Source organism: Pedobacter sp., from assembly GCF_045627485.1.
Taxonomy (GTDB): domain Bacteria; phylum Bacteroidota; class Bacteroidia; order Sphingobacteriales; family Sphingobacteriaceae; genus Pedobacter.
Map to the genome: position 1 here is coordinate 26,481 of NZ_JAZQNU010000209.1, position 13,305 is coordinate 39,785.

Consider the following 13,305-nt stretch of genomic DNA (forward strand, 5'->3'; position numbering starts at 1 on the left):
GCTGATTTAGTATGAATTTTACGTATTGTGAGACATATTAACACGCAACCTGCCAGTGTCGTGATGGTTAACAACATTTGTAAAATAGACTATTCAAATCTGGAAACATTCCTGTTAAGAGTAAGCGCGTTAAATCAAACCCTCCTCTAGAATTAAGAATTGTGCCCCTTTGTTCGATAACTCTGTAATCACTTCCATAACATTCTTACTAAAGTTGATACAAACCTACACCCACACGTATAGGCGTGCCAGTTGACTATTTGACAATGAAGTTTATTGTCCAAATTAATGGCTTTATCGTTGCATAGGAACAAAGGGCATTACTAATAGTTAAGTCATTTCTATTTAATTACATACTTTTACAGCATGAAAAAATTAATCCTCTCCATATTAGTCATAACCTCATTATCACTTTCTTCATGTAAGAAGGAAGATGCCAGCTTCAAGCTTAGTGATACTAAACTGACTTTGAAAGTTGGAGAAAGAAAACAGCTTTCCGTAACGATGGCAGGCGACAAACAAAAGGTAGAACATTTTACTTGGTATTCAAGCGACGTTAGGGTGGGTGATGTAAATGGATCAGGACAAGCCTTCGGTATAAAGAAGGGCAATTTTACAGTTAAAGTTGAACATGATGAAACTTCAACCGTCATCGGAACATGCGAAGTAACCGTAAATTAGTAACTATTGTTGAACTGGGCTAACCAGTATAACGTTTACCCATCATATAGAATACGCTACCCTCAAATTACTTCATATTCAATCGTAGATATTACTAATAGTTAAGTCATTTCTATTTAATTACATATCTTTAGGATATGAAAATTTTCGTCTATGCCTCAATAGTTCTTCTTGTTGTCTTATCATCATGCGAAAAACTAAATGCTCCTGAGGTGGTGGAAGCAAAAGTTAAGTATTCCAACATTCTGATCCTGGGCAACAGCATAACCCAAGCCCCTGAAAATAAGGCGATTGGATGGAATGCAAATTGGGGTATGGCAGCAAGTAAGCCTGAGTTTGACTTTGTGCACCTTCTTTCAAGTAAATTTATATCAGAAAATCCATCTGCAAAAATCACGGCTAAAAATATTGCAGCCTTTGAGGTTGACTACGAAAATTACGATTTAAACCAGTTAAAAACTTATACAGAAAGTAAGCCTGATCTTGTTATAATTAGGATTGGTGAAAACGTGACTCAGGAAGCCATTGGTTTTGATGCCAGGTATAAAGATTTAATTAGTCTTATAAAATCGAATAATCCAAATGTTAAAATAATGGCCGTAGGTTCCTTTTGGGGTAATGAAGCAGCTGATAAGGTAATGGCTGGTTATTCAGAATTCATCTCATTAAAATCGCTTGGTACTGATATGACAAATTATGCTTGGGGAATATATGAGGATCATGGAATTGCTTCACACCCTGGTGACAAAGGTATGAAGGCAATTGCCGAAATGATCTGGGCTGCTATTTAGAAGTTGTCTGCGTTAGGCAGGTTGTACTTGAAATTAGTCAAGTAGCGTCTTTTGGGTCCACATAAGAAAATGGAAATCAATAAGTTACAATCAATAAACCCAATTTTACACCCATCATAGTGTAGTTGGGTGTTTTTTTATGCTTGCTTTTTTATTCCTTAATGGACGTTTAAGCATTCAGAATCTGCCTGCTAAAATTCTATCAGCAGTCAGATGTTAGGCGGTTAATGGTAAACGATTTACACAGCGTGAAATATCCTTCCCTGCCTATGATTGCGCCTTTTTAGAACCGGAACTTGCCGCCTTGCACCTTAAATTTAATTAACAATTTAATTAAAACCGAAAGCCTCCTTATTTGTCTTATTATCAGTGATATAAATAAGGAACAATAGGATTAACAAACTAAGTTCCTTAACCAACAGATCATGAAAACAAGAACACTAGGAAGTAACGGCTTACAGGTATCTGAATTGGGTTTGGGTTGTATGGGGCTAAGTTTCGGTTACGGCCCTCCAACAGTTATTCAGGACGCCATAAACCTGCTACGTGCCGCATTCGATGCTGGCATCACCTTTTTCGATACCGCAGAGGCATACGGTCCTTTTGCCAATGAAGAGTTACTGGGCGTGGCACTTGCCCCCTTCCGTGAACAGGTGGTGATTGCGACCAAATTTGGTTTTAAAGAAGGAAAACCAGGCATAGGTTTAGACAGTCGCCCCACAAGGATTAAAATCGTTGCAGAAGCCTCCTTAAAAAGACTAAAAACAGATTATATTGATTTATTTTACCAACACCGGGTCGATCCCGAGGTGCCCATTGAAGAGGTAGCCGGGGCCATACACGACCTGATGGAAGAAGGCAAGGTTCGGCACTGGGGCTTGTCTGAAGCCGGCCTGCAAACCATCCGTAAAGCACATGCCGAACAACCCCTTACCGCGCTGCAAAGTGAATATTCTTTATGGTGGCGCGAACCAGAGCAGGAAATACTGCCGGCACTGGAAGAGCTTGGCATCGGCTTCGTTCCGTTCAGCCCCCTTGGAAGAGGCTTTTTAACAGGGGCTATCAATGCCCTCACACAGTTTGACCCTAATGATTTCAGAAATGATGTTCCCCGTTTTACAGAAGAGAACAGGAAAGCCAACCTCGAATTGGTAGACCGGCTTAAAACCATTGCAGGGGAAAAACAAGCTACACCGGCTCAAATTGCCCTTGCCTGGTTACTGGCACAAAAACCTTGGATTGTTCCTATACCCGGCACCACCAAACTGCACCGCCTGCAGGAAAATATTGGCGCCACCGCCATCCAACTGAGCCCAGATGACCTGACGAAAATTAATACAGCTGCTTCCGAAATACAGATACAGGGTGCACGCTATTCCGCACTTCATCAAAAGCGTGTTGGAAGGTAAATTCAACTATTTTAGGAATTAATCAGAGGGTTATAACATTACCATTGATGGTGCTCGCCTTCAACTTTCTTTAAATTGAAAACACGCATCCGGTAACAATTCATAGCAGTTTCGCCCAATTGTGCAAGCAGTTTATAATTTGCAATGGCCCCTACTGCAGCACCAATAACAGGAATCAACTGCGCCAGCTTGGCCAGATCAATATAATCACGGTATTCCTGCTGAAACGTGCGCCAGTCGAACTCATCAGCGGTTTCAGGCAATTGCGAGCTGTAGTTTTCCCAGTTTTTCAAAAGCGCATAAATTTCGTTTCGCCGTTGCTGGCTGGAATAAGTAAGCTGAAAAATATACAGGATATACAACCTTTCCTTATAGTTTTTCACACCGAAGCCATACAACGCTGCAATGTTAAAAAGCAATTTCATTTTTATGCCAATCAAAATCGGAAGCTCGGCCAATCCAAGCAAAATGCCCCCGGTGCCTATAATAGCCCCCTCTACAGATGCCGTTTTCTGGTAAAAAGTAATTTGCTGTTTGATATAACTCTCTCTCAACAAAAGCGATGACTCCTGAGGCAACTTCTCTGTGGTGGTGTATTTGGCACCAAAAAGCACTGCCTTCACCATTTTTTCAATGGTAATAGTAATGGCATAATGCACTTTTTCAGGGATCACGTTGTTGATCCTGTTTTGTATACCCTTCGCCAGCTTGTTGGTTAATGAAGGCTTCTTCTGCATCTTCAGTTGCCAGAATTGCAGTAGCAAATAAGCTTCGTTTTCGTATTCAGTCACGCCTTTATTTATTTTATTTGAGCAAACTCGCTTGGTATTATTACACAACAAAAATGCCACCTTCCTTAATTAATAGCGGCAATGAGCCTCCTATTGTTGTTAAGCCGCCCCTACCCAGGGGAAACAAGCTGGCAACAGTGCTTAAAAGGAATTCTTCTAAACTGTTATCTAGATTTCTTCTAAGCGGGCTTTATGCTATTTTCGCCTAAAATATTAAACACATGGCAAAAACGAAATTAACAATAAATAACAACGGTTCTGTAAGAATCGAGGGCGATTTCGAAATCGTAGATAAAAATGGTAACAATTATGGTTTACAAGGTCGCGAAGTACTTTCCATCTGCCGTTGCGGTCTTTCTAAAAACAAACCTTTTTGCGATGGCGCCCATAACGGCCACTTTGAGCATGAAGCGATTGCATTTGACCTTCCTCCCAAAAAAGTATAATTAGTGGCGATCCACGGTAATTAACACCTTATAAGCTGAAGCCTTTGGGCTCCTGTAAAAAGCCTGTGTCTGATGAAGATTACAGGCTTTTTGCTGTTTTGGATATTTTGGAACCCGCCACAGTTAAAAATATTAAGATGCAAAGTCCGACAGTCGATTTAATGACTATCACATAGGTATTGGGTCGCCCCCTCTAGGGGGTTCAGTCGTCAGTAGCCGAAGAGAGGGCGACGCAAGGGCGAAGAGAGGGCGAAGCAACCCCCTAGAGACTCCCGGAAAAACTCCAAGACTATACCCCCTCTTTTTCGGCCTTTGATTAAAAAAACTTTGATCATAATTCTGCACAAATTTCAACCAGTCCCCTTCTACGTATTTATTGACAGCCTGGCGTAACAATCTGACACTAACCAGATCAAAATACCAACAACCAAACATTATGACCTTGAAACACTCTTTCGCTATTTTCATCACCGTATTAGTTTTACCCCTATTTAGCTTTGCGCAACAAACTCAAAACCTACAACACCCGGCTGATAGCATCGATAATTTCATCCATCGGTTGATGGAGCAGCGAAAAATCCCAGGATTGCAGCTTGCTGTAATCCGCGATGGTAAAATCATCAAAAATGAAAGTTATGGTTTAGCAAACCTGGAGCATTCGATAAAAACCAAACCCGAAAGCATATTCTCCGTAAACTCTATTACCAAAGCTTTTGTGGGTGTGGCCATTATGCAGTTAGTGGAAGATGGTAAATTGAAAGTGACCGACCCGCTGTCGCTTCACCTGGATAGTTTGCCTGCCGACTGGCAAAAAATATCTTTAGCGCAGGTATTAAGCCATACTTCCGGTTTGCCTGACATCATGGATGCAGATGAACAGGTTATGGGTCATGGTGTTGAACAGGTTGCATTGGATCAAGTGAAAAAGATGCCCATGGAATTCAAAGCTGGAGATCGGTTTGGGTATAACCAGACAGGTTATGTGTTGCTTGGAAAGATCATTACCAAATTAAGTGGCATGCACTTCACTAAGTTTATTGAAGACCACCAGTTCAAGCCAGCGGGCATGAATTTAACGCGTTTTGGTGACTCTTTTGATGCGATACCTAATTATGCTGGTGCATTTAGAATGACTAAGCAGGTTGGCGACAGTTTCGTGCGAATGAGCAGTCCTGGTGTGGGCTATATGCAATTCCCGGAGTTTTTCCGAACGGCAGCAGGTATCCTGTCCACCTCCACAGATATGGCGAACTGGATCATTGCCCTAACCAACGGCAAACTGCTTAAACATGATAACAGCCTGACTACATTATGGACGCCAGCGCAATTAAATAATGGCAAAATTGGAGGCTTCAACGGACTAACAAATGGCTATGCCCTGGGCTGGCCTACAGTAACAAGAGAAGAGCATCAGGCGGTTGCCCCGGTTGGTGGTGGCAGATCGGCTTTCTTCATCTACCCTAAAGACAACCTCTGCATCGTTGTGCTCAGCAATTTAATGGGAGCCAACCCTGAACGATTAATCGACGAAGTTGCAGGTTTCTACATACCTGACATGAAGGAAGCCAATGGTTTTGGCTTACCTCCTGCGGTAAAGAAATTAAGAACCGGGTTGTTAAAAGCGGGTTTCAGCAACACCGCGAAGGTGATGGCAAACCTAAAAAAGGCAGAGCCCACTATCGATTTTAATGAAAATGACCTTAATGAATGGGGTTATCAATTGTTAAAACAGGAAAAGGTTAATGATGCCTTGGCTATTTTTAAACTTAATGTAAGTTTATATCCGCAAAGCGCTAACGTTTACGATAGCCTGGGCGAAGTGCAGGAAATCATAGGCAATAATAAAGAGGCTTTGATTAACTATAAGAAGTCGCTAAGCCTGAATCCCGAAAATAAAAATGCGGCAGAACGATGGAAAGCTTTATCGGGAAACTGAAAGCTTTATCGGCAAAAGGGCGCTATAACATCTACTAGTCACAAATAACTGTAAATCATTTATTTAGTAAAATTTATTCGTATATTGCAAATAATGACTAATACAACACAACTACCCCAAACAGAAATCATCACCAAAAAACAACAATTTGAAGAACAAATGTTAACCATCGATTTGAAATATCACAGATGGTTTGGCGAAAGAACTCACCCTTTCACTGGTGAAACAGACACTATTAACAACTACTTCCGTTTCTTTGAGAATACGTCAGGCGTTCCCCAACTTCACCTTAAAGATGGCTTACCATTGGAAATTGGCAAAGACTGCAGGTTAGCCTACGACGCTATATTCAAAGTTGTTTAATGCCCTTTACCGGATTAGCTGTCGCTAACATACCTATTTCAACACGAATCCTATAAAGCATCAGGCTACAGGAAAATAAAATAGTGTTTAAAGCAGCAGCAATCCACTTCTTTTAGCGAAAATATGCGCCTCCTTTTCTTCATCACACTTACAGTGTTGATTCTGGAGAACAGTAAATTTAAATGAGTAATCCCTATTCATAAAGCATAGAACATGTCCTAAATCGCATTGAAAGCAAGTATAACCTTGATTTTCCAATTTATTTTTAGTATCCTGCTGCCTTTAGTACTGAATATCCTATTACCTTAATTTTAATGAACAGAACATTCACTGTAAAAAGCATTAGCCGTTTTACTTACGACCAATTGGTAAAATGGGGCGTTTCTGAAGAAATGGCTGAATATGTAAACCTATTGACCTTATTATTTATTGTAATCGTACTTGTTTATGTTGTCCACTATGTGGTGCGACGGGTATTGCGCATTGCTTTGATTAACATCTTCAAACGCACTAAAATCGCTTTTTTCGGCAACCTGCTCGAACATCGTTTCGCACATTACCTGGCACTCTCTGCCCCACTGGTTATCATAAAAGGTGCAATTCCCATTGTGCTGGCTGATTTTCCGTATGCAATTGCGAATTTTAATAAACTGGCCGATATCTACATGATCCTCATTATCATCTGGATTATTGTTACGGTGGTAAAAGCATGTGGTAGTACCCTGCGCGAACATCCGGTTTTTAAAAGTAAACCCATCGATAGTTATATCCAGGTTATTCGGATCATCTTATTTATAATTGGTTTAGTGATGGTATTCTCTATCCTGACCGGTAAATCGCCAATCACCTTTTTCACCGCTATGGGTGCCATTTCAGCAATCCTGCTGTTGATGTTTAAGGATACCATCATGGGCTTCGTGGCCAGTATACAGGTTACGGCCAACGATATGGTGCGTATTGGCGACTGGATTACCATGGCTAAATATGGTGCCGATGGTGACGTTATTGAAATCAACCTCACTACCGTAAAGGTTCAGAATTTTGATAAAACTATTACCACTATCCCAACTTATGCCCTGATTTCGGATTCGTTTCAAAACTGGCGGGGCATGCAGGAGTTTGGTGGCCGACGCATTAAAAGAGCAATCTATATCAAACAATCGAACATTAAATTTTTAACGCCCGAGGAAATTGAAAAATATAGAAAGATACAGGCCATCGAAAGTTATATTGACCACCGCCAGAAAGACATTGATAAAAACAACGAACGCATGGGTGCCGATAAATCGGTACTGATTAACGGCCGTAACCTTACCAATGCGGGCCTGTACAGAAAATATATTGACAGCTATCTGGCACACCATACCGGCACCAATAAACGGATGACGATGATGGTGAGGCAACTGGCACCTACTGCCAATGGTTTGCCCCTGGAAATTTACGCATTTGCCAATACTACAAAATGGGTTGATTACGAGCACATTATGGCAGATATATTTGATCACCTGCTGGCCTCTGCGCGTTATTTCGACCTGGAAATCTTTGAACTGGAAGGATCTGGGGATGTTAAACCGGTACGTTTTCTTGAAAGCTAGTGATTTGATCACTTGATGACATATAAATACCTAAAAGTCTATATATTTACATCCATCATAAATTTGACGTTAAATATGTATAAAAATATAGGGCTGTTTTTAGCCACCGCACTTTTCTCTGTTACCGTAAATGCACAGTCATCCTTACAAACAGGCAGCTGGAATGCCAATTTACACCGTGAAGACGGAAAGAAAATTGTTTTCAACCTGGCTATCGAGCAAGAAAAAGGAAAAACGAAATTATATGTGGTTAACGAACCAGAAAAAATGCTGGTTGATGATGTGCGGCAGGTAAAAGACTCCCTGTTTATCAATATGCCCCTGTTTGAATCATCGTTTAGATTAAAAATTATATCTAAAGACAGCCTTTCAGGAACCTGGATTAAAAAAGGAAGTGAAAAAACGAATGTAATGCCGTTTACTGCATCATCACGTGTTCCTTTCCGCTTTGCAGCTGCCAATGGTGATGCAAAAGCCCAGGTACAAGGTAAATGGAAAGTTGATTTCCAACGCAACGGAAACGTTAGTCCGGCAATAGGTAATTTCAAACAAGAAGGAAATAAAGTTAGTGGCTCTATTTTAACCCCTTCTGGCGATTACCGTTTTCTTTCGGGTATTGTAACTGGCGATCAGTTATGGATCTCCACCTTCGACGGGGTTTATGCCATGGTATTTAATGCTACAGTAACGCCAGACAGTCTGATTAATGGAAAATTATACAGTGGAAACTCCCCAGTGCAAAATTGGGTAGCTAAAAAAGATGAAAACGCCACTTTACAGGCGAATACCAACTTACGCCTTAAAGACGGTGAAGACGGTACCCTTAATTTTAGCTTTAAGGATATTAATGGAAAACAGGTATCTATTTTAGACGAAAAGTATAAAAACAAGGTGGTGATTGTACAGATATTAGGGTCATGGTGCCCCAACTGTATTGACGAAACAGCTTACCTTGCCGAGTATTATAATAAAAACAAAGACCGTGGTGTAGAAGTAATCGGCCTAGCTTACGAATACACAACCGATCCGCAACGTACGAATTACAGCTTAGGTAAATTGGTGAAAAGATTTGATGTGAAGTATCCGATTTTGGTGGCTCCGGTAAAATTGTCTGATCCTCAAAAAACAGAGAAAACCTTACCGCAGCTTACGGAGATATCGGTGTTCCCAAGCACCATAATTTTAGATAAATCTGGCAAAGTGGTTTCAATTACCAGTGATTTCTATGGTCCTGGAACTGGCGAATATTACACAAAATACATCACAGAGTTTGAAGCGAAGATAAATAAATTACTGGCTGACAAATAGATAACCTATAATTTCCGGGTGATAAAAAACTTTCCAGCAATAATATTGTTCATAAGTAACAAAACTGGAAATATGAATAAGCCAATAACAAACGAAATATTTGATGCCGTAAAGAATCTGAACTTTAGTGGCGATGAATCACCAAACATTGATTCTGGAGAACGTGGCATATCTGTAGTTGCCGGAGGCTATTTGTTGCTTAAAAGTTTGGGAAGCATCCCAAAACATCCTATCCTTGGGCTTTTAGGTACAGCTGCAGCCGGATTGCTTTTATACCGTGGCGCAACAGGCGTTTGTCCGGTATACAAACAATTAGGAAAAGACACCACAGATCCTGAGGCTATAAACATTACCGAAACCATTATCGTAAATGCACCTAGATCTGCTGTTTACGACTTCTGGAGAGATTTTAGTAACCTGCCTAAGTTTATGGGTCACTTAAAATCGGTGCAAACCATTAATGATAATGAGTCGCACTGGGAAGCCAATACACCTGGTAACATTATCAGCTTAAGCTGGAATGCCGAAATTACCCGTGAAGAAGAAGGGAGCTATATCGGCTGGCAGTCTTTACCCGGTTCGATGATTGACAATGCAGGTAAAGTTGAATTTAAAGACACCTTAAGTGGCACCGGAACAGAGATACTTGTTGAAATAAATTATTTCCCTCCTGCGGGTAGTGTTGGACGTGGGTTAGCCACGTTATTTAACGGTGTATTTGAAGATATGATTCAGGAAGATATTCAGAATTTTAAGTCTTACGCAGAGCAGGCAGATTTTAAAAGATTTGCAGGACTTGCATTATAATACTCAATTTAACCTTAATAAACGCGGTTTGCTACATGCATTCCGCGTTTTTTTTATGCCTGGTTAATTTTACAGTTTACAAATTGTGGTATACGCCACAGTTTACTAATGCCGGTAGCCGATTTATAAACCCTGTTATGATCTGTTTTGTCGATAAAAAATATTTTTTTATTTATTTACCGCGTTTTAATATTTAATAAATAAATTTTATATATTGGTATTATGAATTGTTAACTATAAAAATCCTATTATGAATAACTACGATAAGATAGCTGAGTTGAAAGAACTTTATTCAACTGCCTATCATCTGAACATTGATATGTTAGAGTGTTTAAGTTTCATAAAACACCTCAATGAAGTGTATTCAAATGCCTATGCGCATTTTAAACTAACGAATGATCATATCTTTTCAGATGAGGTTCAGTTGTATGTAGAAGAAATTAACGAATCCGATAAAGGAATTGACAAACTCATTGGAACCTTACAGGCCAATATTATTCAGGCCAGTGAGATGGAAAACTATCTTTTCAGCAGACGTAGTGCATTTGTAAATTAAGCGATTAACACGAATAACAGCGAACTGCAGGTGTTGAGTTACAAAAATTACACTAACAGCAAGGGCATTAATGAAATTGTGACATACGTCATTTTTTGGATGTGCATACTACCGTAATTTTGAATTATTATTCTTAATCGGTGGATGTCGATACTCTTAAAAAGGGGCGTTCCTGGAAGTTCAGCCCCTTTTTTCATACTTTTTGCCCAGGTAAATTTTTAAGGTCAGTCATTTTTCTTACCTTCATGGCAAAATTTAGGATATGAGTTCAATCAGCACAATGAGTAACGCAGAAATCGCACTAATACTAGGTCCATTGAGTATAATTATAGCCATCACAGCAATTTACCTTACTGCTGTGGTAAACAAGGTACCAGTAAAAGACTAATTTAAATTAAATTTATCTGTTGGCAGTTTGACTACATTGGAGGCAAACACAATAGCTACAATTAAGATTCCGATGATGATAGCCAGGGCAATCTGAAGGCTGGAGTACAGTTTAGAGCCGGAAACGGCGAACTCCGAATTTTTGATCAACTCCTGTCCTACTACGGTTTGAATATTGGTAAGTTCCGATAACTTATTGATACTTTCTGTAAACGATTCTTTACCCTGGCTTTCAAAAATCTTCCTTCCCGCTTCCAAAGAATGCCGGTCGCTATTTAGCAATACCTCGCTTTCTATCTCTTTGGTTTCTTGAAGTTGCGCTTTTAACTCGTCCAGTTCCGTCCTTTCCAGGTTAATCAGGTAAGTTTGTTCATATTTAGCCACCAGGGAATCAATATTTTCATTGTGCGCATTCAATTGCTTTTTCAAGTAACTATGGTCCACCAATAACGAGTCGGTATTATACAAAGCTTCTTCCAGCAGGTAGCGTTTAGAATAGACACTTTGGGCGATATGAAATAAGTCTGTAGCGGGAATCAGCCTGTCGTTATACATGGAGACGAAAGCATTGTTCATTTCTTTAATACTTCTGTCTTCGAGTATACGAATCAGGATTGAACAGGCCATAATACAAAAAAGCATTATAGCGATGGTCATTTTGTTTTTAATGGTATAGCCAAATTTCATAGGTCTTCCTCTGGGGTGGTAAATAAGTTCTGGGCAAAATTTACTAAAAATAATTCTCTTTTCGCACGGGTTATACCAGTATATAACCAGCGAAGGAAATCCATGTCCACCATTTCATCGGTTAAATAGCCTTGATCTACAAAAACGGCATCCCATTGCCCGCCCTGGGCCTTATGGCAAGTTACTGCATAGGCAAACTTAATTTGTAATGCATTGTAAAATGGATCTTGCTTAATGGCCAGTAAACGTTCCTTCTTATTTGTGATATGCGCGTAATCTTCTGACAGACCCTCATAAAGCTTTTTATTTTGCTCATACGACAGGTTAGGCGTCTCAGCCTGCAGCGTATCCAACATCACTTTACAGGTGATAGAACCAGCCTCCGGATAATCCAGAAACTCCATTTGTACTTCACTGAACCTGAAACCATAACGTTCCTCTTCATTACGTACCCGTGTGATTTTGGCCATGTCGCCATTAGCAATGAATGCCGTTGCCTCACTGTCGGGCAGCCAAAAATAGTTGTTTCTTACCACCATAATCTGGTCGCCGCCAGTTAACTCCTCTTCGCGGTATAACAAACGCGCACGTATTTGCTGGTTATATACATTTGCCGATTTATTAGACCGGCAAACCACCAGGCAGTTCTCTATACCAAATTTGCTATATGCATATTCAAGACCCTCCACCAATTTCAAGCCTGTCATTCGGAAGATATCGCGGTAGCCCTTGGTAATGAATTTTGGCAAGGTAACCACCTCGTGCTGAATAAGCTGACGCAGCATGGTGGCATTGGCTAATATGCCGGATTTCTGTTCCTGGCGCACCACTTCACGCAGCTCTATTTCGGTTACTTTTAAATGAAAATTGTCGGTCAGGTATTTTTTATTCAATGCCGGACTGTCCATACTTCCAACAGGTGGTAATTGAGCGGTATCGCCCACAAATAACACAGCACAGTTTTTATGGTTATACACAAATTCCAGGAGGTCTTTGAGAAAAGAAGATCCGTTTTGTGTATTCCATTCATCGGCTATCATGGATGCCTCATCGATAATAAACAAGGTATTTTCTGCCAGATTTGGGGCCAGCTGGAAAGACATGTCTAATGATACTGCCACCCGCTTGCGGTAAATTTTTTTATGGATGGTTAATGCAGGCCGACCGGCATAGCTGCTCATTACTTTTGCTGCCCTACCTGTTGGTGCCAGTAATGATGACCGTAGTTTGAAACCAGGCAGTGCTTTTACCAGGGCAGCCACCGAAGTGGTTTTCCCTGTACCAGCGTATCCTCTCAAAATAAAGCATTTGCCATCAAGTTCGTCCTGTAAAAAACCCGCCATTTCCTTGCAAAACACCAGCTGCTCGGCCGTTGGTGTAAAAGGATAGGTTTGGGCGATCATCCTAGCTTTATCCATTTTACAAATATGCAATGGTGTGGTTATAGAAAAAAGAATTAATTTTGTTAAGATGAATATGAAGAACAGCATTCTACTCCTTGATCCGGAATTTGATCCCAGTACCGCTCCTCACTGTAATTTATTATTG

The 13,305-nt window shown here is 40.3% G+C and carries 13 protein-coding genes; 10 read left to right on the forward strand and 3 right to left on the reverse strand.

The annotated features are described in order from the left end of the window. Nucleotides 1–366 precede the first annotated feature (366 nt). The 3 genes from ACR2F3_RS16350 (at nt 367) to ACR2F3_RS16360 (ending at nt 2,881) form a co-directional block, all read left to right on the forward strand. Nucleotides 367–681, forward strand: a complete 315-nt coding sequence (locus ACR2F3_RS16350) for an Ig-like domain-containing protein (protein ID WP_432711056.1) — start codon at nt 367–369, stop codon at nt 679–681. 137 nt (nt 682–818) lie between these two features. Next, nucleotides 819–1,472, forward strand: coding sequence for an SGNH/GDSL hydrolase family protein (locus ACR2F3_RS16355; RefSeq protein WP_432711057.1), 654 nt, complete (start codon nt 819–821; stop codon nt 1,470–1,472). A 425-nt stretch (nt 1,473–1,897) separates the two neighbouring features. After that, nucleotides 1,898–2,881, forward strand: coding sequence for an aldo/keto reductase (locus tag ACR2F3_RS16360; RefSeq protein WP_432711058.1), 984 nt, complete (start codon nt 1,898–1,900; stop codon nt 2,879–2,881). Nucleotides 2,882–2,919: 38 nt separating this feature from the next. Here the strand turns inward: ACR2F3_RS16360 and ACR2F3_RS16365 are convergent, their stop codons facing one another. Next, nucleotides 2,920–3,672, reverse strand: coding sequence for an EcsC family protein (locus ACR2F3_RS16365; RefSeq protein WP_432711059.1), 753 nt, complete (start codon nt 3,670–3,672; stop codon nt 2,920–2,922). Nucleotides 3,673–3,893: 221 nt separating this feature from the next. Between ACR2F3_RS16365 and ACR2F3_RS16370 the strand changes: the two genes are divergently transcribed. The 7 genes from ACR2F3_RS16370 to ACR2F3_RS16400 all read left to right on the forward strand — a co-directional run bounded on the left by ACR2F3_RS16370 (nt 3,894) and on the right by ACR2F3_RS16400 (nt 10,683). After that, a complete protein-coding gene (locus tag ACR2F3_RS16370) occupies nt 3,894–4,118 on the forward strand; it encodes a CDGSH iron-sulfur domain-containing protein (RefSeq protein WP_432711060.1) in 225 nt (74 codons plus the stop codon). A 436-nt stretch (nt 4,119–4,554) separates the two neighbouring features. Then, nucleotides 4,555–6,054, forward strand: coding sequence for a serine hydrolase (locus tag ACR2F3_RS16375; RefSeq protein WP_432711061.1), 1,500 nt, complete (start codon nt 4,555–4,557; stop codon nt 6,052–6,054). 93 nt (nt 6,055–6,147) lie between these two features. Continuing rightward, the gene (locus ACR2F3_RS16380; RefSeq protein ID WP_432711062.1) at nt 6,148–6,417 is read left to right on the forward strand and encodes a hypothetical protein; all 270 of its coding nucleotides are present in this window, start codon (nt 6,148–6,150) and stop codon (nt 6,415–6,417) included. A 314-nt stretch (nt 6,418–6,731) separates the two neighbouring features. Beyond that, on the forward strand, nt 6,732–8,012 hold the full coding sequence (locus tag ACR2F3_RS16385; RefSeq protein ID WP_432711063.1) for a mechanosensitive ion channel family protein: 1,281 nt from the start codon (nt 6,732–6,734) through the stop codon (nt 8,010–8,012). Nucleotides 8,013–8,087: 75 nt separating this feature from the next. Continuing rightward, nucleotides 8,088–9,320: a peroxiredoxin family protein gene (locus tag ACR2F3_RS16390; RefSeq protein WP_432711064.1), complete on the forward strand. Its 1,233-nt coding sequence runs from the start codon at nt 8,088–8,090 to the stop codon at nt 9,318–9,320. 72 nt (nt 9,321–9,392) lie between these two features. Then, nucleotides 9,393–10,127, forward strand: a complete 735-nt coding sequence (locus tag ACR2F3_RS16395) for an SRPBCC family protein (RefSeq protein WP_432711065.1) — start codon at nt 9,393–9,395, stop codon at nt 10,125–10,127. A 250-nt stretch (nt 10,128–10,377) separates the two neighbouring features. Then, nucleotides 10,378–10,683, forward strand: a complete 306-nt coding sequence (locus ACR2F3_RS16400) for a hypothetical protein (RefSeq protein ID WP_432711066.1) — start codon at nt 10,378–10,380, stop codon at nt 10,681–10,683. Nucleotides 10,684–11,067: 384 nt separating this feature from the next. Here ACR2F3_RS16400 and ACR2F3_RS16405 read toward each other — a convergent pair whose 3' ends face one another. Then, the gene (locus ACR2F3_RS16405; RefSeq protein ID WP_432711067.1) at nt 11,068–11,757 is read right to left on the reverse strand and encodes an MCP four helix bundle domain-containing protein; all 690 of its coding nucleotides are present in this window, start codon (nt 11,755–11,757) and stop codon (nt 11,068–11,070) included. Next, the gene (locus ACR2F3_RS16410; RefSeq protein ID WP_432711068.1) at nt 11,754–13,175 is read right to left on the reverse strand and encodes an ATP-dependent DNA helicase; all 1,422 of its coding nucleotides are present in this window, start codon (nt 13,173–13,175) and stop codon (nt 11,754–11,756) included. Before ACR2F3_RS16410 ends, ACR2F3_RS16405 begins: the two co-directional genes overlap by 4 nt. Nucleotides 13,176–13,305 lie beyond the last annotated feature (130 nt).